At 65.5% G+C, this 22833-nt stretch carries 27 protein-coding genes, 1 tRNA gene and 1 pseudogene; 24 read left to right on the top strand and 5 right to left on the bottom strand.

The features are described from left to right. Positions 1-3: 3 nt before the first annotated feature. The 9 genes from FQ775_RS16785 (at position 4) to FQ775_RS16825 (ending at position 7150) form a co-directional block, all read left to right on the top strand. Entirely contained in the window at positions 4-897 is an 894-nt protein-coding gene (locus FQ775_RS16785; RefSeq protein WP_146298534.1) for an SUMF1/EgtB/PvdO family nonheme iron enzyme, read from the top strand. Between the two features lie 25 nt (positions 898-922). Further along, positions 923-1318 (top strand): hypothetical protein, encoded by a 396-nt coding sequence (locus FQ775_RS16790; RefSeq protein WP_146298535.1) that lies wholly within the window; start codon positions 923-925, stop codon positions 1316-1318. A 16-nt stretch (positions 1319-1334) separates the two neighbouring features. Next, positions 1335-2576 (top strand): NnrS family protein, encoded by a 1242-nt coding sequence (locus FQ775_RS16795; RefSeq protein WP_146298536.1) that lies wholly within the window; start codon positions 1335-1337, stop codon positions 2574-2576. Between the two features lie 110 nt (positions 2577-2686). Next, a complete protein-coding gene (gene napE, locus FQ775_RS16800; protein ID WP_146298537.1) occupies positions 2687-2875 on the top strand; it encodes a periplasmic nitrate reductase, NapE protein in 189 nt (62 codons plus the stop codon). Between the two features lie 22 nt (positions 2876-2897). Further along, positions 2898-3194 (top strand): 4Fe-4S dicluster domain-containing protein, encoded by a 297-nt coding sequence (locus FQ775_RS24190; protein ID WP_146298538.1) that lies wholly within the window; start codon positions 2898-2900, stop codon positions 3192-3194. Further along, entirely contained in the window at positions 3187-3453 is a 267-nt protein-coding gene (locus FQ775_RS16810) for a chaperone NapD (protein ID WP_146298539.1), read from the top strand. The genes FQ775_RS24190 and FQ775_RS16810 overlap by 8 nt, the downstream gene beginning before the upstream one ends. Further along, positions 3450-5948: a periplasmic nitrate reductase subunit alpha gene (gene napA / locus FQ775_RS16815; protein ID WP_146298540.1), complete on the top strand. Its 2499-nt coding sequence runs from the start codon at positions 3450-3452 to the stop codon at positions 5946-5948. The genes FQ775_RS16810 and napA overlap by 4 nt, the downstream gene beginning before the upstream one ends. Beyond that, the gene (locus FQ775_RS16820; protein WP_146298541.1) at positions 5921-6406 is read left to right on the top strand and encodes a nitrate reductase cytochrome c-type subunit; all 486 of its coding nucleotides are present in this window, start codon (positions 5921-5923) and stop codon (positions 6404-6406) included. The genes napA and FQ775_RS16820 overlap by 28 nt, the downstream gene beginning before the upstream one ends. Continuing rightward, positions 6407-7150 (top strand): cytochrome c3 family protein, encoded by a 744-nt coding sequence (locus FQ775_RS16825; protein ID WP_146298542.1) that lies wholly within the window; start codon positions 6407-6409, stop codon positions 7148-7150. 45 nt (positions 7151-7195) lie between these two features. On the opposite strand, the gene FQ775_RS16830 is transcribed toward FQ775_RS16825, so the two are convergent. Further along, complete coding sequence (locus FQ775_RS16830; protein ID WP_146298543.1) at positions 7196-7639, bottom strand: pseudoazurin; 444 nt, start codon at positions 7637-7639, stop codon at positions 7196-7198. Positions 7640-7762: 123 nt separating this feature from the next. Here FQ775_RS16830 and FQ775_RS16835 point away from each other — a divergent pair, with 123 nt between their 5' ends. Next, complete coding sequence (locus FQ775_RS16835; protein WP_146298544.1) at positions 7763-8464, top strand: Crp/Fnr family transcriptional regulator; 702 nt, start codon at positions 7763-7765, stop codon at positions 8462-8464. 3 nt (positions 8465-8467) lie between these two features. On the opposite strand, the gene FQ775_RS16840 is transcribed toward FQ775_RS16835, so the two are convergent. Further along, entirely contained in the window at positions 8468-8674 is a 207-nt protein-coding gene (locus FQ775_RS16840; protein WP_146298545.1) for a DUF1858 domain-containing protein, read from the bottom strand. 215 nt (positions 8675-8889) lie between these two features. After that, positions 8890-8979, bottom strand: a tRNA-Ser gene (locus FQ775_RS16845). 252 nt (positions 8980-9231) lie between these two features. On the opposite strand from FQ775_RS16845, the gene FQ775_RS16850 reads away from it, so the two are divergent. The 4 genes from FQ775_RS16850 to FQ775_RS16865 all read left to right on the top strand — a co-directional run bounded on the left by FQ775_RS16850 (position 9232) and on the right by FQ775_RS16865 (position 11525). Beyond that, positions 9232-9897: a 50S ribosomal protein L21 gene (locus tag FQ775_RS16850; RefSeq protein WP_146298546.1), complete on the top strand. Its 666-nt coding sequence runs from the start codon at positions 9232-9234 to the stop codon at positions 9895-9897. 80 nt (positions 9898-9977) lie between these two features. Further along, positions 9978-10247: a 50S ribosomal protein L27 gene (gene rpmA / locus FQ775_RS16855; RefSeq protein ID WP_146298547.1), complete on the top strand. Its 270-nt coding sequence runs from the start codon at positions 9978-9980 to the stop codon at positions 10245-10247. 115 nt (positions 10248-10362) lie between these two features. Then, entirely contained in the window at positions 10363-10905 is a 543-nt protein-coding gene (locus tag FQ775_RS16860; protein WP_146298548.1) for a GNAT family N-acetyltransferase, read from the top strand. 26 nt (positions 10906-10931) lie between these two features. Then, on the top strand, positions 10932-11525 hold the full coding sequence (locus tag FQ775_RS16865) for a GNAT family N-acetyltransferase (RefSeq protein ID WP_146298549.1): 594 nt from the start codon (positions 10932-10934) through the stop codon (positions 11523-11525). A 28-nt stretch (positions 11526-11553) separates the two neighbouring features. On the opposite strand, the pseudogene soxR reads toward FQ775_RS16865, so the two are convergent. After that, positions 11554-12000 (bottom strand): annotated as a pseudogene (gene soxR, locus FQ775_RS16870) (redox-sensitive transcriptional activator SoxR). 63 nt (positions 12001-12063) lie between these two features. Here soxR and FQ775_RS16875 point away from each other — a divergent pair. Then, a complete protein-coding gene (locus FQ775_RS16875; protein ID WP_146298550.1) occupies positions 12064-12471 on the top strand; it encodes a hypothetical protein in 408 nt (135 codons plus the stop codon). Between the two features lie 4 nt (positions 12472-12475). On the opposite strand, the gene FQ775_RS16880 is transcribed toward FQ775_RS16875, so the two are convergent. Next, entirely contained in the window at positions 12476-13345 is an 870-nt protein-coding gene (locus FQ775_RS16880; protein WP_146298551.1) for an endonuclease/exonuclease/phosphatase family protein, read from the bottom strand. Positions 13346-13475: 130 nt separating this feature from the next. On the opposite strand from FQ775_RS16880, the gene obgE reads away from it, so the two are divergent. The 9 genes from obgE (at position 13476) to FQ775_RS16925 (ending at position 22820) form a co-directional block, all read left to right on the top strand. Then, the gene (gene obgE / locus FQ775_RS16885) at positions 13476-14525 is read left to right on the top strand and encodes a GTPase ObgE (RefSeq protein ID WP_146298552.1); all 1050 of its coding nucleotides are present in this window, start codon (positions 13476-13478) and stop codon (positions 14523-14525) included. Beyond that, a complete protein-coding gene (gene proB, locus FQ775_RS16890) occupies positions 14525-15673 on the top strand; it encodes a glutamate 5-kinase (protein WP_146298553.1) in 1149 nt (382 codons plus the stop codon). The genes obgE and proB overlap by 1 nt, the downstream gene beginning before the upstream one ends. A gap of 10 nt (positions 15674-15683) precedes the next feature. Next, the gene (locus tag FQ775_RS16895; protein ID WP_146298554.1) at positions 15684-16970 is read left to right on the top strand and encodes a glutamate-5-semialdehyde dehydrogenase; all 1287 of its coding nucleotides are present in this window, start codon (positions 15684-15686) and stop codon (positions 16968-16970) included. Positions 16971-17017: 47 nt separating this feature from the next. Then, the gene (locus FQ775_RS16900) at positions 17018-17611 is read left to right on the top strand and encodes a nicotinate-nucleotide adenylyltransferase (RefSeq protein WP_146301850.1); all 594 of its coding nucleotides are present in this window, start codon (positions 17018-17020) and stop codon (positions 17609-17611) included. Between the two features lie 128 nt (positions 17612-17739). After that, entirely contained in the window at positions 17740-19059 is a 1320-nt protein-coding gene (locus tag FQ775_RS16905) for an MFS transporter (RefSeq protein WP_146298555.1), read from the top strand. 114 nt (positions 19060-19173) lie between these two features. After that, positions 19174-19548 carry a ribosome silencing factor gene (gene rsfS, locus FQ775_RS16910; protein ID WP_146298556.1) on the top strand — a complete coding sequence of 125 codons (375 nt, stop codon included), beginning with the start codon at positions 19174-19176 and terminating at the stop codon, positions 19546-19548. Positions 19549-19563: 15 nt separating this feature from the next. Then, positions 19564-20046 (top strand): 23S rRNA (pseudouridine(1915)-N(3))-methyltransferase RlmH, encoded by a 483-nt coding sequence (gene rlmH / locus FQ775_RS16915; RefSeq protein WP_146298557.1) that lies wholly within the window; start codon positions 19564-19566, stop codon positions 20044-20046. A 118-nt stretch (positions 20047-20164) separates the two neighbouring features. Then, positions 20165-21505 carry a murein hydrolase activator EnvC family protein gene (locus FQ775_RS16920; protein WP_146298558.1) on the top strand — a complete coding sequence of 447 codons (1341 nt, stop codon included), beginning with the start codon at positions 20165-20167 and terminating at the stop codon, positions 21503-21505. Next, positions 21495-22820 carry a S41 family peptidase gene (locus FQ775_RS16925; RefSeq protein WP_146298559.1) on the top strand — a complete coding sequence of 442 codons (1326 nt, stop codon included), beginning with the start codon at positions 21495-21497 and terminating at the stop codon, positions 22818-22820. Before FQ775_RS16920 ends, FQ775_RS16925 begins: the two co-directional genes overlap by 11 nt. Positions 22821-22833 lie beyond the last annotated feature (13 nt).

Below are 22833 nucleotides of genomic sequence, written 5' to 3' on the forward strand. Positions count from 1 at the left end.
GCCATGCCGTCCCATCTCCTCGAGGTAATCTGCGGTGCAATCGCGGTGGCCGCGCCTGTCGCGTTTGGGCTTGCCGACTGGTCTGCGTCCCAAGGTGGACCGGCGATCACGGCCGCCGAGACGGTGATGATCGCGCCGGGAGCCATCGACTACCAATTGCCTGGCGAGTTCCTGGTTGGCGGCAGGCCGGTTTCGGCCACCGTCGAAACGGCGACCTTCCCCGATGGCCTGAGGGTCATGCGTCACCAGGTCAGCCTCACGGACTACCAGCGCTGCGTCGATGCCGGTGCCTGCAAGCCGGCGGACGCACGACCTGCCGGGAACGCAGACTCGGTCCCGGTGACCGGTGTGAATTTCCTCGACGCCATTGCCTATGCCGACTGGTATGCGGCCACGACCGGCCAGCGCTGGCGGCTGCCGACCGCCGCCGAATGGGCCTTCGCCGCCGGCGAGCGGTTCGTCGGCGAGGAGTTTTCGGAGGCCGACGATCCCGACAATCCCGCGATCGCCTGGATCCGGCGTTATCGCGAGGAGGCTGCCTATCGTCGCCAGCCGGACCCCCGCCCAAAGCCGCGCGGTCATTTCGGGCCGAACACCAATGGCGTCGAGGACCTTTCGGGCAATGTCTGGGAGTGGACTTCGACCTGCTACGTTCGTGTGACGCTCGCCGATGATCGGAAGAGCGTTCTGCATCGGACCGAAAACTGCGGCGTGCATGTCGCCGAGGGCAGCCACCGCGCCTTCATGTCCGACTTCATCCGCGACGGCAAGAGCGGCGGTTGTGCGGTCGGAACGCCGCCCGACAATCTCGGAATCCGGCTGGTTCTCGACGATCCGGAAACGCTGCCGGCGCGTCTTGTCCGTATCGTCCGGGCGCTGAGCGCCCAACGCATCTGACGCCACTTCAATCAGGAGACGGAACATGCCGGTAAGGAGGCAGGACTGGTCGCCTCGCAGCAGAAACGCCAGCGCGTCGCTGCAAGGCGAAGCATCGGTCGTCGAGCGACTGCGGCGCGAACTCAGCGAAGCCGGCCTCGACTGCCTTTGCCGTGACAGGGCCGATGCGCTGCTTGCCCGCGCGGGTGCCGACGAGACGCGCCGGATGCGAGCGACCGGTCTCGACGATGCGCGCAAGATGCGCGACGCGATCGTCATCGTCACGGCCCTGTTGGGCGAACTCGACGAGGTCTCGGCCGACGAGCCGGACACGAGTGTCTTTGCCGAGATCGCCGGGCTGTTCGACGATCTGGAGGGTTTTGCTGCGCACGGCGCCGCCGCGGCGCGGCTGGCGGCCCGCGCGGCCGGGCCGCATCGGTAGGGTAGGCAGGTGGGCAATGACCGGTTCCCGCATCATGACCGACCGTTCCGTCCCGCGGCGTGCCCGCGCGGCAGGCGACGCGAGTCGCGACGGCCGCGGGCGCGTCCTTTCGGTTCCACCGATCCTGCAATACGGCTTTCGCCCGTTCTTTTTCCTGGCCTCGCTCCACGCCGGGCTCGCGATCCCGGCCTGGCTTTGGCTGTTCTATTCCGGAACTGAACCGTACGGGCCGTTCGCTGGCCTTGAATGGCATGTGCACGAGATGCTGTTCGGCTATCTGGCCGCGGTGATCGCGGGCTTCATCCTCACCGCCGTGCCCAACTGGACGGGGCGCCTGCCGTTGAGCGGCGGTCGGCTCGCAGTGCTTGCCGGGCTGTGGCTCGCGGGGCGGCTTGCCTGCTTGCTCCAGCCTGATCCGGTCATGGCGATGGTGATCGACCTGATGTTCCCGGTGGCGCTCGCTGCCGCGATCTGGCGCGAGGTGCTTGCCGGCAGGAACTGGCGCAATGCGCCGGTCGCGGTGATGCTCACCCTGTTCGCTATCGCCAACGCGCTCCACCATGGGGAAAACCTGGCGATCGCGCCCGACGATCTCGGCATCCGCTTGGCGCTTGGCGCGGTTGCGATGCTGATCGCCCTGATCGGCGGCAGGATCGTACCGAGCTTCACCCGAAACTGGCTTGCCCGGAACGGGCAAACGCGCCTTCCCGCTAGTCTCGGTGGTCTGGACAAGCTGGCGCTGATTGTGACCGGAACCGCGCTCGTGTTCTGGATCGCCCGGCCGCATGCGGCGGCCACCGGAATCGTGCTGGTGTCATCGGGAGGCTTGCTCATGCTGCGTCTTGCCCGCTGGCGCGGCCTTGCCGCGATCGCCAGCCCGATTGTTTTCGTTCTGCATGCCGGCTATGGCTGGCTTGCCGCGTCGATGCTGCTGCTGGGCGCGGCGATCTTGTGGGACGGCATTCCGCAAAGTGCGGCGGTTCATGCGCTGACGGCGGGCGCGATCGGCATCATGACGCTGGCGGTCATGACACGTGCAAGCCTCGGCCACACCGGCAGGGTGATCCGCTCCGACGGCTGGACCGTCGCGATCTACGTTCTGGTGACACTCGGCGCGCTTGCCCGCGTCGCCGCACCATTGGCCGGTACGCATTACTTGCCAACGCTGGCGATCGGCGGCGCGCTGTGGAGCCTCGCCTTCCTCACCTTCGCAGCCACCTACGGCCCGATGCTGTGGCGGCCGCGACTGGTTGGCTGAAAATGCGCCGGTTAGTCCGTATTGGCTGTTGAAATTTAGCGTTCGCCAATGCACCATGGTCGCATTGGTGGAATTCCCGCTTCCATCTGTCCAAGGCCCATGAGGAGGACATGACCCAGGACAGTGGCAACGCGGCGCGGGAGCCGCACTCTCCGTCACGTCGGAAAGAATTGCTTGCCTTCCTGATCCTTGCGTTCGGGATCTGGCCGATCGTCGCCGTCGGCGTGGTCGGTGGCTACGGCTTTCTGGTCTGGATGTGGCAGATCGTCTTCGGTCCGCCGGGACCTCCTGGAGGTTGAAGCGTTGGCCGCTGCTGCCTCCATGACGCGCAGAGCGTTCCTGACTGGCGGAACATTGCCGGACCCGCGCTCATCGTCGCCGACCGCAGCCCGACTGCCAGCCGTCTCCGCCGACTGCCTGGCCCTGCAGGGCGTAACCTGCATGGTATGCCGCGACGCCTGCCCTGAGGATGCGATCCGGTTCCGCCCGCGCCTGGGCGGCCTCTTCGTGCCTGAAATCGATGCCGTCGCCTGCACCCGCTGCGGTGACTGCTTGAGCGCCTGCCCGGCAGAAGCCCTGGTGCCGGGCGAGACCTCGCGAGAGGATGTCGATGCCTGAGAAGACCGGCCGCTACCATGTCTCCAGCGCGGTTGTTTCAGCGCGGCAGGAGGTCGTCGCTGAGGTCATGACGGCGATCGCCGCGCTGCCGAACACCGAGATCGCAGCGCATGAAGCCGGTCGGATCGTCGTGGTCATGGAGGGCCGGAGCACGGGAGAACTCGGCGACCGCCTGACTGCGATCGCGCTCCTTGACGGCGTCATCGCCGCGAACATGGTTTTCGAGCATGCGGAGGAAGTGGAGGCCGCTATCCCATGACCAACCTCAATCGCCGTGAACTTCTGAAGGCCCACGCCGCCGCGGTGGCAGCGGCGAGCGCAGGCATCACGCTTCCGGCTGCGGCCCAGCCGGTGCCCGGCGGCGTCGAAGCGCTTGCGATCAAATGGTCCAAGGCACCTTGCCGCTTCTGCGGCACTGGCTGCGGCGTCATGGTCGGGGTGAAGGACGGCAAGGTCGTCGCTACCCATGGCGACATGCAGCATGAAGTCAATCGCGGCCTCAACTGCGTGAAGGGCTATTTCCTGTCCAAGATCATGTATGGGGCCGACCGGTTGACCACGCCGCTGATGCGCAAGCGCAACGGCGTCTTTGCCAAGGACGGCGACTTCGAACCGGTGTCGTGGGACGAGGCGTTCGACACGATGGCGGCGAAGGTCAAGCAGGTGCTTGCCGCCAAGGGGCCGGAAGGCATCGGAATGTTTGGCTCGGGCCAGTGGACGGTGATGGAGGGCTATGCGGCCTCGAAGCTTATGCGCGCCGGCTTCCGCTCCAACAATCTGGAACCCAATGCACGTCACTGCATGGCCTCGGCGGCGGTCGCCTTCATGCGCAGCTTCGGCATCGACGAACCCATGGGCTGCTATGACGATTTCGAGCACGCCGACGCCTTCGTGCTCTGGGGCTCGAACATGGCCGAGATGCATCCGATCCTGTGGACACGACTTGCCGATCGCCGGCTCGGCCATCCCCACGTGCGATGCGCGGTGCTGTCGACCTTCACGCATCGTTCGATGGACCTCGCCGACATCCCGATCGTCTTCAAGCCGGGCACCGACCTCGCCATTCTCAACTACATCGCCAACCACATCATCCAGTCGGGCGCCGTGAACGAGGATTTCGTCGCCAGGCACGCGACCTTCATGAAAGGTGCGACGGACATCGGCTACGGCCTCAGGCCGGACGATCCCATCGAAATGGCGGCGACCGGCGCCGGCAATCCCGGGCTCATGGAGCCGTCGGATTTCGAAGCCTTCAAGGCCCATGTCGCGGAATACACACTCGACAGGGTAAGCGAGCTGTCGGGTGTCGAGCCCGGTTTCCTCGAGGAACTGGCAGCCCTTTACGCCGACCCCGACAAGAAGGTGATGTCGCTCTGGACCATGGGGTTCAACCAGCATGTGCGCGGCGTCTGGGCCAACCAGATGGTCTACAATCTGCACCTGCTAACAGGGAAGATATCCGAGCCGGGCAATTCGCCGTTCTCGCTGACCGGCCAGCCTTCGGCCTGCGGCACGGCGCGCGAGGTCGGCACCTTCGCCCATCGCTTGCCGGCAGACATGGTGGTCACGAATCCTCAACATGTCGAACATGCGGAGGAGTTGTGGAAGCTGCCGCACGGGCTGCTCAACACCAAGCCCGGCTTCCACGCCGTCCAGCAGGATCGGATGCTCAAGGACGGTGTCATCAATTTCTACTGGATCCAGGTCAACAACAACCTTCAGGCGGCGCCCAACTCCTCCAACGAGACCTATCCGGGCTACCGCAACCCCGAAAACATGATCGTCGTGTCGGATGCCTATCCGACAGTGACGGCGATGGCGGCCGACATCATCCTGCCGGCGGCCATGTGGGTTGAAAAGGAGGGCGTCTACGGCAATGCCGAGCGCCGCACCCATTCGTGGCACCAGCTTGTCGACGCGCCGGGCGAGGCGCGCTCCGACCTTTGGCAACTGGCGGAGTTTTCGAAACGCTTCACCACGGACGAGACCTGGCCCGCAGAAATCCTCGACGCCAATCCCGACTATCGCGGCAAGACCCTGTTCGACGTCGTCTTCGCCAACGGCCAGGTCGACCGCTACCCGCTGTCCGACACCGCCGCGGAATACGCCAACCGGGAAGCCAATGATTTCGGTTTCTACATCCAGAAGGGCCTTTTCGAGGAATATGCCGCCTTTGGCCGCGGTCACGGCCACGACCTCGCACCCTACGACACCTATCACCAGGTGCGCGGGCTGCGCTGGCCGGTCGTCAACGGCGAGGAGACCAAGTGGCGGTTCCGAGAGGGTTACGATCCCTATGTGAAGCCCGGTGCTGGCGTCGAGTTCTATGGACGGCCCGATGGCCGCGCGGTCATCCTGGCGGTGCCCTATGAACCGCCTGCCGAGTCGCCGGATGACGAATACGACATGTGGCTGGTGACCGGACGGGTGCTGGAGCACTGGCATTCTGGCTCGATGACCATGCGCGTGCCGGAACTCTACAAGGCCTTTCCGGGCGCCAAGGTGTTCATGAACGCGGCCGATGCGCGCGATCGCGGCATAAACCAGGGTGCCGAGGTGCGGATCGTGTCGCGGCGCGGCGAGATACGGTCCCGCGTCGAGACCCGCGGACGCAACCGGATGCCGAGCGGCGTCGTCTTCGTGCCGTGGTTCGACGCCTCGCAACTCATCAACAAATGCACGCTGGATGCCACCGACCCGATCTCAAAACAGACGGATTTCAAGAAATGCGCGGTCAAGATCGTTTCCGCCTGAAAAGCAGGCGCAGGCTTTTTCTGGCCCTCGCTGCCGCGATGCTGACGGCAGGGGCTGCACTCGCCCAGATGGTTCCGCCACTGACCGGGCCTGTGCCCTTCGCCGAACCGGTTCCGGCCGACCCCCTGCCCAAGTGGATCGTGGACGACGTGCGCAAGATGCGCGCCTATCCCGAGCAGCCGCCGGTGATCCCGCATTCGATCGAAGGCTATCAGCTGTCGGTGAACGCCAATCGCTGCCTTTCCTGCCACAAGCGCGAATTCACACAAGGCTCCGGCGCGCCCATGATCAGCGTCACGCACTACATGACGCGCGAGGGGCAGATGCTGGCTGATGTGTCACCACGCCGCTATTTCTGTACCGCTTGTCATGTTCCCCAGGCCGACACGGCGCCGCTTGTCGAGAACACCTTCATCGACATGAGTGAACTCGGCGTCGGCCATGCGGGGGAAGAGTGAATGTTGGCCGGGATCAAAGCCGCGGCTTGGCGGGCCTGGAGCATCGTTTCGACACCGGCCGCAACGTTGAGCCTCGGCTTTCTGACGCTGGGCGGCTTCCTTGGCGGAGTCATCTTCTGGGGTGCCTTCAACACTGCCCTGGAACTCACCAATACCGAGCAGTTTTGCATCTCGTGTCATGAGATGAAGAACAATGTCTACGAGGAGTTGTCGCGAACGGTGCATTTCTCCAATCGCTCGGGTGTACGTGCCTCATGTCCGGACTGCCACGTGCCGCATGAGTGGACCGACAAGATCGCCCGCAAGATGCAGGCCTCGAAGGAGGTCTGGGGCAAGATCTTCGGCACTATCAATACCCGGCGCAAGTTCCTCGACCACCGTCTCGAGTTGGCACAGCACGAATGGGCGCGGCTCAAGGCAAATGACAGCCTGGAATGCCGCAACTGCCACTCGGAAGTCGCCATGGACCTCTCGCGGCAGACCGAGCGCGCGGCGGAAATCCACACGCGCTACCTGCTCTCGGGTGAGAGGACCTGCATCGACTGCCACAAGGGCATCGCACATGAACTGCCCAACATGGAAGGTGTCGATCCGGGCTGGAAGGTACCGCCGGAACTGCAGGCCGGAAACCCGGGCGAAGACGTTGCCCGCCGCCTCGAGCGGGTTGCCGGCGCCATTCATCCCTACCTGCCGGTAGCCACGATGATCGCTTCGCCGACCGGCCAGCGCGACGCGGAGCCTTGAGAGAATGGGGGCGGCGAGGCGCCGCCCCCATGGCTCTACGCCAGGCTATTTCGCAGCGACGGAAAGCCCGAACAGTTCGCCGAACACCGTCTTGGCCTTGCCAGCATGCTTGACGGCCTTGGCTTCGTCGAGATTGACGGGCTCCCCGACGGCAATCAGCGCAACCATTCCCATGGCGTAGTGCGGCGCGCATTTGATGCCGTAGATGCCTTCCTTGTCGAGCGTGACAACGATCTCCTCGTTGAACTTGCCCTTGAAAGAGGTAACCCCTTCCGGAAGCATGCCCTTGATCGCCTCCGCGTTGTGTCCCTTGTCGGTGGGCACGAAGCGGACCGTGTCGCCCGGCGCGGCGCGGATGAAATCGGGCTCGAAGACCATCGCTCCCTTCTCGCCCTTGTTGAGCATCTTTACCTCGTGCTCGGCGGCGCTGGCGGCGCTGGTGAAGGTGACCGCCGCGCCAAGCGCGAGCATTGAAATCAGCTTTTTCATCGATCTTTCCTTTGTTCTCGGGAGGGTATGTGTTCACTACGACAACGGGCCGCTAAAAGATTTGCGCTTGCTCAAACTGGCGCTAGAAAGCCGCGCGGAGCATCCGCCGGGTGAAGGAATTCCATGGCAAGGCTTGACCGGACACTGATCGCGAGCTTGCCCGCATTTGCGGGGCTGTCGGGTCCCGAACTTGACGCTATCCTCGAAGGCGCTCGTTCGGCACGGCATGCCAGGGACAGCGAGATATTCTCGCAGGACGAGGAAGCAGACCGGTTCTTCCTGCTCCTGTCGGGCCATATCCGTGTGGTCCGGACGTCGGCGCAGGGTCATCAGGTCATTGCACGCTATATCAATGAAGGCGAGTTGTTCGGCATTGCCATCGCGATGGGCAGGACCACCTATCCGGCCAGCGCCGTGGCAGCTGTCGATTGTGTCGTCCTGACCTGGCCCAACAGCGCCTGGCCCGACCTGCAGGCAAAGGTTCCCGCCTTCGGCGCGGTCGCCTACCAGACGATCGGCGCGAGGCTGCAGGATACTCAAGCACGGGTCATGGAAATGACCACCGAACAGGTCGAGCAGCGCATCGCGCGCACGATTTTGCGGCTTGTCCGGCAGTCGGGCCGCAAGGTCACCGACGGGGTCGAGATCGATTTCCCGATCAGCCGGCAGGACATTGCCGAGATGACCGGGACCACGCTCCATACGGTCAGCCGCGTCCTGAGCGCATGGGAGGGCGACGGCATCGTCCGCAGCGGTCGCCGGAAGGTGACGGTAACAGACCCGCACCGTCTGATGCTGATTGCCGAGAGCCGAAAAGGCGACTGAGGCTCAGCCGTTCATCGCCGTCAGAAGTTCGGAGACGAATGCCGTCTCTTCGAGTCCATGCTCCTCGCACGCCTCGGTGACGGTATGAAATCCGCCGATCGGGCAACCGACGCACAGCATGCCGTGACGCATCATCACCCCGACTGTGGCGGGCCAGCGCCGCATGATTTCGTCGACGGGCATGTCGGGGTCCAGGGTAGAAGGCTTCATTGGCAGGCTCCTCTACCAATAGGAAACCCGAACCAGCGCTTTTTACTTTGTTCCCGAGCAAAGAGGCGAATGATGCCCGACCAAGCCTCAGGTTGGCGGCACGTCATGATGGGCCGGGCGGATCACGCGGTCAGCCGGAGCCGATCGTGGGGCTGAAAGATGGGCTGAGCAGCTTCAGATAAAAAACTAAAAAAACAATAACATGACAGAGAACCTGGCGGAGAGGGGGGGATTCGAACCCCCGATACCCTTGCGAGTATGCCGCATTTCGAGTGCGGTGCATTCAACCACTCTGCCACCTCTCCGCGGGGCGTGGTCCGCCGTTTGACGGCGCGGCGCACAGATAGCGAAGGTCGATTGCGGAAACAAGGCCCGCGGCGGCGAAAAACACGCTCCCGGCTTGACTTGGCCAACCCCTTCCGTTAACGACGCGAGGCTTCCGGCGTGGAAAACCTCCGCGCCGTTTGTCGTTTGAACCCGAAACAGACTGAAAAGAAGACGGCCGGGCGGAAAACCGTTTCGTCCAACGAGCCGGTCCGAACAGCGAAAGGCAAGAAATGTTCGCAGTCATCAAAACCGGCGGCAAGCAGTACCGCGTTGCCGCAGACGACCTTCTGAAGGTCGAAAAGGTAACCGGCGAAGCCGGTGACATCGTCGAATTCCCGCATGTCCTCGTCGTCGGCGAAGGCGAAGACGTGACCCTGGGCGCCCCGTTCGTGGATGGCGCCATGGTTGCCGCCGAAGTCGTCGAGCAGGGCCGCGGCAAGAAGGTGATCGCGTTCAAGAAGCGCCGCCGGCAGAATTCGCGCCGCAAGCGCGGCCACCGGCAGCTTCTGACCACGGTGCGCATCTCGGAGATCCTGACCGGCGGTGCCAAGCCGTCGAAGAAGGCGGCGCCGAAGAAGGCTGCCGAGCCGAAGGCGACCGAGGAAAAGCCGGCCGCCAAGAAGCAGCCCGCGCCCAAGAAGGACGAAGCCAAGGCCGAAACGACGGCATCGGCCGCGCCGCTCTTCACCGCGCCGAAGGGCGAGGCCGACGACCTGACCACGATCAAGGGCATCGGCCCGGTCGCCGCCGGCCAGCTGAAGGAGCAGGGCATCACCACCTTCGCCCAGATCGCGGCGCTGTCGGACGACGACGTCGCGCGCATCGACGAGGCGATGCCGTTCAGCGCCGATCAGATCAAGGACTGGCGCGATCAGGCCAAGGAACTGGCCAAGTAGCCTGATCGGGGTTTGAAAACGGACGCGAATGCGTCCATAAGGATTTCGGGCGCCCGCGCGGCGCAAAGGAGTTTAGAGAGATGGCACACAAGAAAGCTGGCGGTTCGTCGCGCAACGGTCGCGATTCCGAATCCAAGCGCCTTGGCGTGAAGAAGTTCGGCGGCGAGCAGGTTCTCGCCGGAAACATCATCGCGCGTCAGCGCGGCACCAAGTGGCATCCGGGCGACAATGTCGGCATGGGCAAGGACCACACGCTGTTTGCGCTCGAGGCCGGTGCGGTTGCGTTCCGCAAGAAAGCCAACGGTCGCACCTATGTGTCGGTAAACCCGACCATGGAAGCCGCGGAGTAGCCGGTTCCGCACCAAAACACCGGCGCCCATCTCGGGTCCCGGTGTCTGGATAGCCAGAAATGAGATCAGGGGAGATGGGCCACCATCTCCCCTTTTTCGTTTCCCGGAGGTCCAGATGCACGTCCTGCTCACCAGCCGCCTGACACTCAGGCCGCCCGCGCTGCCCGATGCCGAAGACATCGCCCTCTGGCTCAACAACTGGAACGTGGCCCGCATGCTCGGTCCGGTGCCGTTTCCCTATTGGGCGGCCGACGCCGAGGACTGGATCGCCGGCCTCGCCGACAGGCCCCACGGCCTGGTCTACACGATCCACCGCGAGCGCCTGATCGGCGTCGTGTCGCTGGAAGGTGACGCGGGCGAGCCTCGGCTCGGCTACTGGCTCGGCGAAGCATGGCATGGCCACGGCTTCATGACGGAAGCGGCGGGAGCACTGATCGCGCACGCCTTCGCGACGCGCGGCATCCACGCCATTTCGTCCTCGGTCTTTGCCGACAATCCAGCATCGATGCGGGTGCAGGAAAAGCTCGGCTTCGTCGTGAGCGGCGCGCGCCAGACGTGGTCGCGCTCACGCCAGGCGCAGGTGCCGACCTGGACGACGCGGCTGACCGCGACGGCCTTCGCCAGAACCATGGAAACTGAACGCAAGGCCGCCGCGTGACGCAGCCCCTGCAAGGAGGACTAACAATGATCGATGACGAAGAAGAGCAGGAAAGTCGCAGCAGGGCCATCGACTGCCCGGTGCTGGTCACCGAGCGGCTGGTGCTGCGTCCGCCGCACCAGGACGATGTGCCGGAACTGGTGGAACTCGCCAATGAGCGCCGCATCGCCGAGATGCTCGGCCGCATGCCGCACCCCTACGGCGAGATGGAGGCGCGCGCCTTCGTAGCCACCACGCGGCGTCGGAACGACGGCTGCACCTACGCCGTCACCAACGCCGACAACGGTGCCTTCATTGGCTGCGCCGGCCTCAACGACACGCCGCGTGGCCTCGAAATCGGCTACTGGATCGGCGGGCCCTATTGGGGCCGGGGTTATGCCACCGAGGCCGCGCACGCTCTGGTCGACTTAGCCTTTCGCGCCACCGCCATCGACACGCTGCACGCCTCCTGCCGCGTCGTCAATTCGGCATCGCGGCGGGTAATCCACAAATGCGGCTTCCAGTATTGCGGCCAGGGCATGCTGAACTCGATCGCCGCCGGCCAAGTACCGGTCGAGCGCTATCAGCTCGACCGCAAGACCTGGGTAAGCCTCAGAACGTGGGCGCAGTCGACGTCCTGACGCGCCGGGTGCGACGCGCCCGCCGCGCTCAATCGCCGAGCAGGCGGCGGGGGCCCTTGCCCGTCTGCGACAGCCGATCCTCCGGGTTGCGCAGCGGGCAATGTTCCGTCGACAGGCATCCGCATCCAATGCAATCGGTCAGCGCATCGCGCAGCCGCGCCAGCCGCGCGATGCGCTCGTCCAGCTTGTTCGCTCATTGCCGCGAGAGCCGTTCCCAATCTTCGGCAAGCGGCGCCCGGTCCTTCGGCAACGCGTCGAGGGCGTCGCGGATTTCCGCCAACGGAATGCCGAGCGACTGACCGAACTGGATGATTCCGACCCGCCGCAGCGTGCCCGGCGGATAGCGCCGCTGATTGCCGGAAGTCCGCCAGCTGCCGATCAAGCCCTTCGTTTCGTAGAAGTGCAGCGCCGACACCGCGACGCCGCTGCGTGCCGAGACCTCACCGACCGACAATTCGCGCCTAGGCGATTTCATTTCTTGACCTCAACTAATGTTGAGGTTGTAGCAGGCTCGCAGTCGCAGTCAACGGAGCCTCACATGGACATCGCCTTCAGCATTCTTCTCATGATTCATCTGGCGTCGCTCGTCGTTGGTGGCGCCACCAACGTCGCCATGCCGCTGATCGGCCGCCGAATGGCGGGGGCTTCGCCCGACACGCTCGCCCGCCTGGGCCCGATCGCGAAGCAGCTTCAGCTCAACGCCCAGATTGCATTGACCCTGCTGGTCCTCACCGGCATCGCCATGCTCTGGCTGCGTTATGACGGCCAGATTGTCGCGCTGGGGCCGTGGTTTATCGCAAAGCTCGCATTCATCGGGGTGATCCTCCTGGCCACGGTTCTCGGCCTCATTCTCAAGCCACAGCAGATCAACCCGAGGATTTTTGGGCTCACGATGCGGTTTGCGCTGATCGGGATCGTCATCTGTTCGGTGATGACGTTCGGCTGAGGTCTCAACCGAACTCCACCCAGACCGGGCGGTGGTCGGAGCCCACAGCCTCCGTGTCAACCCAGGCGCGTTTCACCCTTGCAGCCAGCCCGGCATAGACGAAGACATAGTCGAGGCAGCGCTGTCCGACCGGGTCGTCGAGCCGCTTCGGGTCGAGCCAGGTCACGCGGGCAGCGTGATCCGGATCGCCGATGATTGCCGCGTCAACCGGCAGGCCGCTGCGATGGGTGATGCCGAACTCGACATCCGGAATGCCGGTGATCTCCAGATATTCCGGCGAACCCGGCATCAGGTTGAAATCGCCCATCAGCACAAAATCCTCGGGATGCGGCGGCTCGGGAAAGCCCCGTTCGGAGGTGCCGGACAGCGCGCCGCCCTCGGTGCCATAAGCGAGTGCCCTGGCAACGAGGTATCGTATCTGGCTGATGCGCTCGGCCGGGCTGGTATGGTCGAGATGCACGGAATAGAAGCGCACCGGGCCGAACGGCGTCGCGATCATCGCCTCCAGCGCCCCGCGCTGCAAATTGAGCCGGTCGAAGCTGCGCTGGCGCGGCAGGAGGTGGTTGCGCACGGCCAGGATCGGCGTCTTCGACAGCACCATATTGCCAAACTGGAACATGCGGGTGACCGCACGGCCGCCTTCGACCGCCGAACCTATGTCAGCCTGGAACGGTGCCTCGAAAACCGAAAAGTACTCCGGCAGCAACTCCGCCAGTTCGGCCACCATGTCACGGCCAGAATTGTCCGGATTGTTGCGGGAGACCTCCTGCAGCGCGATGACGTCGGCACCGCGCACCGCCTCCGCGATGCGCGCCAGGTCGTAACGCCCGTCGAGGCCGATGCCGTACTGAATGTTGTAGGTGACACATTTCATCGCGGACGCCTCCCCTGCCCGGCACACCGCCCGCGAAGATTGCGGTGAACCCTCATTTCCGATATCGCTCTCGCGCCCGACAAGGCGGGGCAAACCGCACAAGCAGATAGAACCGCAAGCTGTCAATCCGATGAAATTCCTCGATCAGGCCAAGGTCTACATAAGATCGGGCGACGGCGGCGCCGGATCGGTCTCGTTCCGCCGCGAGAAATATCTCGAATTCGGCGGCCCCGACGGCGGCGACGGCGGCCGGGGCGGCGATGTGTGGGTCGAGGCGGTGGAAGGCCTCAACACGCTGATCGACTACCGCTACCAGCAGCATTTCAAGGCCAAGACCGGCATGCACGGCATGGGCCGCAACCGCACCGGAGCCGGCGGCGCCGACGCCGTCCTGAAGGTGCCGGTCGGGACCCAGGTCTTCGAAGAGGACAATGAGACGCTCATCTGCGACCTGACCGAGGCCGGCCAGCGCTTCAAGCTCGCAGGCGGCGGCAATGGCGGCTTCGGCAACACCCATTTCAAGAGTTCGACCAATCAGGCGCCGCGGCGCGCCAACCCCGGCCTGCCCGGCGAGGAAAAGACCATCTGGCTCAGGCTGAAGCTGATCGCCGATGCCGGGCTGGTCGGCCTGCCGAATGCCGGCAAATCGACATTCCTGGCGACCGTTACCGCGGCCAAGCCGAAAATCGCCGACTATCCGTTCACGACGCTGCATCCGGGCCTCGGTGTGGCGCGGATCGACGCCCGCGAATTCGTCATTGCCGACATTCCGGGCCTGATCGAGGGCGCGCATCAGGGCGCGGGCATCGGCGACCGCTTCCTCGGCCATGTCGAGCGCACCCGCGTCATCCTGCACCTGGTGTCGGCACGCGAGGAGGACGTCGCAGCCGCCTATCTGACCGTGCGCGGAGAGATCGAGGCCTACGGCCACGGCCTGGCGGAAAAACCCGAGATCGTGGTGCTGTCGCAGGCTGATGTCGTGGATGGCGACGAGCGGACGACCAGGCTCGGCGCCCTGCGCGAAGCGGCCGGCCGCGAGCCGCTGACGCTTTCCTCGGCGACCAGGGAAGGTGTGGAAAGGGTGCTGCGCGACCTGATGGCCGTCATCGAACAGGCGCGAGCCGCTGACGCCGGGGCGGACACGGCGCCCGATCCGCGCTGGCGACCGGGAGAAGCGTGATGGCCCTGGGCCCGCTTTCGGCCTATCGCCGCATTGCGGTGAAGGTGGGGTCGGCGCTGCTGGTCGATCGCCAGCAGGGCCTGAAACGCGACTGGCTCGCCTCGCTCTGCGACGACATCGCCACGCTGGCGCGCAAGGACGTCGAGGTCTGTGTCGTTTCCTCCGGCGCCATCGCGCTCGGCCGTTCGATGCTCGGGCTCGGCCGTCGCGCGCTGAAGCTCGAGGAAAGCCAGGCCGCCGCCGCCGTCGGCCAGATCGCGCTGGCCGGCGCCTGGTCGGAGGCGCTCGGGCGGCTGGGCCTGACCTCGGGCCAGGTGCTGGTGACCCTTGGCGACACCGAAGAACGCCGACGTTATCTCAATGCGCGCGCCACGATGTCCACGCTCCTGAAGCTGAAATCGATCCCCGTGATCAACGAGAACGACACGGTGGCGACGTCGGAGATCCGCTACGGCGACAACGACCGGCTGGCGGCGCGCGTGGCCACCATGATGCAGGCCGATCTTCTGGTGCTGCTTTCCGACATTGACGGGCTCTACACCGCGCCGCCGGCGCGCGATCCCGAAGCGCGCTTCATTCCGGTCGTTGAGGCGATCACACCGGAGATCGAGAGCATGGCCGGCGACGCCGCTTCCGAGCTGTCGCGGGGCGGCATGCGCACCAAGCTCGACGCCGGCAAGATCGCGACCCGGGCCGGCACTGCCATGGTCATCGCCGCCGGCACCCGCCTCAATCCGCTGGCCGCCATCGACCGCGGCGAACGCGCGACCTTCTTTCGCCCCTCGGCCAGCCCGGTGCGCGGCTACAAGACCTGGATCGCCGGCCAGCTCGAGCCGGCCGGCCGGCTGACGGTCGATGAAGGGGCGGTCGGTGCGCTGCGTGGCGGCAAGTCGCTGCTGCCGGCTGGCGTGCGTGGCGTCGAAGGGGCATTTTCGCGCGGCGACACGGTTGCCGTCGTCGCGCCCGACGGACGCGAGATCGCGCGCGGGCTGGTTGCCTATGACGCCGCCGATGCCGTAAAGATCGCCGGACTGAAAAGTGCCGACATTGCCGGTGTGCTCGGCTACCAGGCGCGGGCGGCGATGATCCACCGCGACGATCTGGTGGTGACCCCGGAGGCGCCGGCGCAACAGGAGGCCCGCGGGTAGGGCTGCAGCCATGCTCAAGACCAACGACGCCAGCGCGCTCGATATTCACGCCCTGATGCTGGAGATGGGCCGCGACGCCCGCGCCGCGGCGCGTCCGCTGGCCCTGGCGAGCACTGCCCAGAAGGATGCTGCGCTCGAGGCCATGGCCGACGCGCTTGTCGGGGACGAGGCCAGAATTCTTGCCGCCAACGCCATCGACATCGCCAATGGTGAGCAGAACAATCTTTCCGCCGCCTTCATGGACCGGCTGCGCCTCGATCCGGGGCGGATACGGTCCATGGCCGACGGGCTGCGCGCCATCGCGGCGCTGAAGGACCCGGTGGGCGACGTGATCGCCGCCTGGGAGCGGCCGAACGGCCTCAAGATCGAGCGCGTGCGCACCCCCCTGGGCGTCATCGGCGTCATCTTCGAAAGCCGCCCCAACGTAACGGCCGATGCCGGCGCCCTGTGCCTCAAGGCCGGCAACGCCGTGATCCTGCGCGGCGGCTCGGATTCGGCCAATTCCTCGGCGGCGATCCATGCCTGCCTGGCGCGCGGGCTGAAGTCCGCGGGCCTGCCCGAGACGACGATCCAGCTGGTGCCGGTGACCGATCGCGCGGCCGTCGGCGAGATGCTGGCCGGGCTCGATGGTGCCATCGACGTGATCGTGCCGCGCGGCGGCAAGGGCCTGGTCGGCCGCGTGCAGGCCGAGGCCCGCGTACCGGTCTTCGCCCATCTGGAAGGCATCTGCCACCTCTACATCGATCGCTCCGCCGATCTCGACATGGCGCGCGACATAGCCGTTAATGCCAAGATGCGCCGCACCGGCATTTGCGGCGCAGCCGAGACGCTGTTGATCGACCGTGCCGCCGCCGAGACCCATCTGGTGCCGATCATGCAGGCGCTGGCCGACGCCGGCTGCGAAATCCGCGCAGACGGCGCCGCGCGGGCCCATTTCCTGGCGGCGCAGCCCGCAAGCGAGGAAGACTGGTCCACCGAGTATCTCGACGCCATCATCTCGGTGAAGCTGGTCGATGGCATCGAAGCGGCGATCGACCACATCGAGACGCATTCCTCCCACCATACCGAGGCGATCGTGGCCGAGGACGCGCAAGCCGTCGAGCGCTTCTTCAACGAGATCGATTCGGCGATCCTGCTCCACAACGCCTCGACCCAGTTCGCCGATGGCGGCGAGTTCGGCATGGGAGCCGAGATCGGCATTGCCACCGGCAAGATGCACGCGCGCGGACCGGTCGGCGTCGAGCAACTCACTTCGTTCAAATACCGCGTGCGCGGTACCGGCCAGATCCGGCCTTGACCGACACCGCAGGCCAGTACGCGGGCGTCGATGCCCGCTACCTGCGCATGCCCTATGTCGAGCGCGGCATGGCGGTCGGCATCTTCGGCGGTTCCTTCAATCCCCCGCATGCCGGCCATGCGCTGGTGGCCGAAATCACCATTCGCCGGCTGCAGCTCGACCAGCTCTGGTGGCTGGTCACGCCCGGCAACCCGTTGAAGGACGCAGGCGAACTTGCCCCGCTCGCACAGCGCCTTGCTTTGTCGGAGAAGATCACGCCGGACCCGCGCATCAAGGTCACCGCCTTCGAGGCCGCGCATCGCATCCGCTACACCGCGGACACGCTCGAACTGGTCACCTCGCGCAATCGCGGCGTCGACTTCGTCTGGATCATGGGCGCCGACAGCCTGGCAAGCTTCCATCGCTGGCAGCGCTGGCGCGACATCATGGAACTGATGCCGATCGCCGTGGTCGACCGGCCGGGCTCGACCCTGTCCTTCCTGTCGTCGGTAATGGCCAAGGCCTATAGCCGCGCCCGCGTCGACGAGGACGAGGCACCGCTGCTTGCCCGGCTGCGGCCGCCGGCCTGGACCTTCATCCACGGTCCGCGCTCATCGCTTTCCTCGACCGCGCTCAGGCAGGCACGGCGCGACGAAGACTGAAGCGCCCGCCAACCCAAAGGCGCGGCGGCATCCAAGCGGCATGCCGGCGAAGAGCCGTCCACTTCCGGACAGTTTCTGCCGTTTTCGTCGCCTTTCGCGGCCTGCAAAAGCGACATTCTCATCACGTCATGACGCTTGCCACGCCGACCGAAGCGGAACCCGCCGCGATCGTCGAACCGGTGCAATCCGCGCCAGTGATCGCGATCGCCAGCATTATCCTGTCGATGGCGCTGGTGGCGATCGGCAACGGGCTGATGTTTGCCTTCGTGCCGGTCAGGCTGGGCGCCGAAGGCTTTCCGCCGAGCTGGGCCGGCCTGATCCTGACCGGGCTTTCGGCAGGCGGCATGGCCGGCTGTTTCCTCACCGGGCGCATGGTGAGCCGGGTCGGCCACGCACGCGTGTTCATGACCTTTTCGGCGCTGATCATCCTGTCCTGTGTCGTCGTCAGCATTCGGGTCGATCCCTGGCTCTGGATCCCGGCGCGGGCGCTCTACGGCTTCGCCATCTCCGGCCTGTTCATCGTCGCCCAGAGCTGGCTCAACGACGTTGTCGAAAACCACATTCGCGGCCGGGTGACCGCCTTCTTCTACGTGGCTTACGTCGTAGGCCTCGGCGTCGGATCCTATCTGCTCAGCCATATCGACGCCATGACCAACGCCGCGCCGGTAGTGGCGATCGCCTTCGGAGCCCTGTCGATCATTCCGGTGGGGCTGACGCGGCTGCGCACGCCGCCACCGCCGCCCATCGCCACGATCGCCCTGCGCCGCGCCTGGCAGATCTCGCCGGTCGGCCTTGCCGGCATGCTCGCGGTCGGCGGCCTGTCGATGATGGTCGCCGGCTTCGCGCCGATCCACGCCACGGCGATCGGCTTCGGCAAGGATCAGGTCGCACTGCTCCTGTTCGCCATGCCGCTCGGCACCTTGCTGTTCCAGCTGCCGCTCGGCTGGATTTCGGACCGTACCGACCGCCGCTACGTGCTGGTCGCCGCGTCGCTGATCGTGATCGGCGCCGGACTGCTTGCGACGGGCGCGGACGGATCGGTACTGTTGTGGATGATAGCCGTCTACATGGTATGGAGCGGCGCGACGGAATCGATCTACTCGATCGCCAGCGCGCACGCCAACGACCGCGCCGAAAAGGACGATCTCGTGCTCCTGTCGAGCACCATGCTGTTTGCCTGGTCGCTTTCCGGCTTCGTGATACCGGGCGTTGCAACCGCGCTCACCGCATTCACCGGCACCGGCGCCTTCATCTTCATCGCCATAGCGATTGCGGCGGTCTATTGCGCCTTCGTCGTCTGGCGCCTGACCCAGGCACAGGCCGTTCCGGCGGCCGAAAGCGGCGATTTCGCGCCGCTCTCCGCTCAGGCGCCGCCGGCGGCGGAACTGGCCTATCCCTCCGCCGAGGAGCAGGAAGCCGGTGAAGGACGGCCCGCCGGCATGTCTTGAAAGTGTTAAGGGTTAATGCCTATCTTCGGTATGTCGCGTGATTCACGCGGTGCGGTTGTTCTTGTTGCGAAAGGAAAGACACTGAGAACAGCACTGGGCAAGAAGGCTGAGATCATGCCTTCGCCGGCTGGGATGAGCCGAGATGGTCAATCCCACGCCTTGAAAACCGTCCTTGAATCTCTGGAAGACTCCAAGGCCGAAAACATCGTCTCCATCGACATCCAGGGAAAATCGAGCCTCGGCGACTACATGGTCGTTGCGTCGGGCCGCTCGAACCGCCATGTCGGGGCCGTTTCCGATCACCTGATCAAGGCGCTGAAGGATGCCGGCCTGGGCAATGCCCGCGTCGAGGGCCTGGGCAGCGCCGACTGGGTGCTCATCGACGCCGGGGACATCATCGTCCACGTCTTCCGCCCCGAGGTACGCGAGTTCTACAACATCGAAAAGATGTGGCAGGCTCCCGATCTCGAGGACGAAACGGTCCACTAGCCGGCCGTCAGGGCGATGCGGATTGCCGTTCACGCGGTGGGCCGGATGAAAGCCGGCCCCGAACGGGAGCTTGCAGACCGCTACTTCGATCGCTTCAGCAAGGCCGGGCCGCCGCTCGGCCTCGAATGGGCCGGCGTGACCGAGGCGCCGGAAAGCCGTGCCGGCAGCGCCGACGAACGGCGGCGCGAGGAGGCTGCGCGACTGATCACCCATCTCGGCGGCGGGACCGCGCTGGTGCTTCTCGATGAGCGCGGCAATAACCCGGGCTCGCAAGAGTTCGCCGGCTGGCTCGCCAGGTACCGCGACGACGGCCAGCGCTCGGTGATGATCGCCATCGGCGGCCATGACGGCCATGCGCCGGAACTGAGGGGTGACGCTGCGCTGGTGATGTCGCTCGGCGCACTGACCTGGCCGCATCAGCTCGTTCGCATCATGATCGCCGAGCAACTCTATCGCGCCGCCACCATCCTGTCCGGTCACCCCTATCACCGCGCATGAGCCCACGGCCGCGCGTTTTTTTGACAAATTGGCTGCACAGATTGAGATAGCAGTGACTAGTGCGGTGTGCTGATTCTGTTCGCACGACCGTACGCGAATGATCGAACGAGATCGCAGGATGACGCCAAGAGGGGGCCGGCCGGATCGGAGACTGCCGCAGCTTTGCGTCACATTGGCGATCGCGCTGACCGCCGGATTGCCGGCTCTGCCGGCCGCAGCCCAGGACGTCGGCGCCCTGGAGCGCCGGCAGGAGCAGCGCAACAGCGAGTATCAGCAGATCCTGCGTCAGATGACCTTGTCCAATGAGCGCCTCGCCGAACTGCAGGGCGAGGTTGCCTCCATGCGCAAGGACAATGCGGCCGTCACCGCTGCGCTGATCCAGGCCGCCAAGACCGAGCGCAAGCTCACCAACGACATCGCGGAGATCGAGGCGCGGCTGACGGCGCTGAAGGATCAGGAAGAAGCGATCCGCCTTTCGCTCCATGCCCGCCGCGGCGTCCTGGCCGAGGTTCTCGGCGCGTTGCAGCGCATGGGCCTGAACCCGCCACCGGCCATCCTCGTGCGTCCCGAAGATGCGCTGGCCTCGGTGCGCAGCGCGATCGTTCTGGGCGCGGTGGTGCCTGAATTGCGCGCCGAGACGGAAATCCTGCTCGGCGACCTCAGGGAACTCGCCTCGCTGCGCGACGCGATCCAGGCCGAGCGCGAACGCCTGTTTGCCACCGTCCAGGATCAGGCGGCGGAGAAGCAACGCCTGGCGCTGCTTCTGGAAGAGAAGGCTCGCCTCCTGCGCAAGACCGAATCATCGCTCGCCGAGGAACGCGAACAGGCCGCGGCGCTTGCCGCGCGCGCCGGCAGTCTCAAAGAGTTGATCGCCTCGATCGAGACCGAGATCGTGAGCGTGCGCGAGGCGGCCACGGCCGCCCGCCAGGCCGAAGCCGAGCGCGCTCGCCGCGAAGCGGAGGCGGCGGGGCGTCCGGTGCCGGAGGCCAACCGTCTGCAAGCCGGCCTACCCTTTGAAAGCCTTGAAGGAAATGTCTCGCTGCCGGTCGCCGGAGCCGTCGTCAGGCGCTTTGGCGAGGAGGATGGGCTGGGCGGCCACATGGCCGGAGACACGGTTCAAACACAATCCAATTCTATCGTCACAGCGCCTGCCGAAGGCGTGATTTTGTACGCGGGACCCTTCCGATCCTATGGGCAACTCTTGATACTGGATGTTGGCGACGGTTATCATATCGTTCTTGCGGGCATGGGCAGGATCAGCGTGTCGCTCGGGCAGTCGGTCCTCGCCGGAGAACCGGTCGGAGCAATGGGCGAAGCCAGAGTGGCAAGCGCTGCGGCGCTGGGCAGTGCAGGTTCCGGGCCGGAGCTCTACATAGAGTTCCGAAAAGATGGCAAACCCGTCGATCCCGCCCCATGGTGGGCGAAGCGGCGTTCTGGAAGGACTGAAAATGATTCGTAGGTTGTCGCTTCTTCTTGCCGGCGCCCTGATGGGCGCCTCCGCAATGAGCGTCGTATACGGCCCCGCCGGCTCCTCCGCGATCGCGGCAGGGTCGGACACCTACCGCTACCTCGCCGTGTTTGGCGATATCTTCGAGCGCGTGCGGGCCCAGTACGTGACCCCGCCGGAAGATCGCAACCTGGTCGAGAGCGCCATCAACGGCATGCTGGCCTCGCTTGACCCGCATTCCTCCTATCTCAATCCGGACGACGCCAAGGACATGCGCGTCCAGACCAAGGGCGAGTTTGGCGGCCTCGGCATCGAGGTCACGATGGAGAACGAACTCGTCAAGGTCATCACGCCGATCGACGACACGCCCGCCTCGCGCGCCGGGGTGCTGGCCGGCGACCTGATCGCCGAAATCGACGGCGAGGACGTGCGCGGCCTTTCGCTCGCGGATGCGGTCGACAGGATGCGCGGCGGCGTCAACACCCCGATCGAATTGACCATCCTGCGCGAGGGCGCCGTCGAGCCGATCAAGATCACCATCATCCGCGACATCATCAAGGTGAAGGCGGTCAAGTCGCGCGTCGAGGAGGACGTCGGCTACCTGAAGATCACTTCCTTTACCGAGAAGACCTTCGACGACCTTCAGTCGGCGATCACCGGCATCCAGGAAGAGGTGCCCGCCGACAAGCTCAAGGGCTACGTGCTCGATCTGCGGCTCAACCCTGGCGGCCTGCTCGATCAGGCGGTCAGCGTGTCTGATTCCTTCCTCGACCGCGGCGAGATCGTGTCGACCCGCGGGCGTGATCCCAAGGATGTCACCCGCTTCGACGCCCGACCCGGCGATCTGGTCGGCGGCAAGCCGGTGATCGTGCTCGTCAATGGCGGTTCGGCCAGCGCGTCCGAGATCGTAGCCGGCGCGCTGCAGGATCATCGCCGGGCGACGATCCTCGGCACCCGCTCGTTCGGCAAGGGCTCGGTGCAGACGATCATTCCGCTGGCCGAGAATGGCGCCCTGCGGCTGACGACGGCGCTTTATTACACGCCCGCAGGCAAGTCGATCCAGGGCAAGGGCATTTCGCCCGACATCCGTGTCGAGCAGCCGCTGCCCGACGAACTGCTGGGCCGCGACGTGACCCGCGGTGAATCGGAGCTGCGTGGCCACATCAAGGGCGACGAGGAAAGCGACGAGGGTTCGGGTTCGGCCGCCTATGTGCCGCCGGAGCCCAAGGACGACGTCCAGCTGGCCTATGCTCTCGACCTGCTGCGCGGCGTGAAGACCGATCCGGCCTTCCCGCCCAATCCGGACCAGGCCGTCCTCAACCAGTAGCCAGTAGGGGCCC

The sequence above is a fragment of the Nitratireductor mangrovi genome (assembly GCF_007922615.2).
GTDB classification, from domain to species: Bacteria; Pseudomonadota; Alphaproteobacteria; order Rhizobiales; family Rhizobiaceae; genus Mangrovimarina; species Mangrovimarina mangrovi.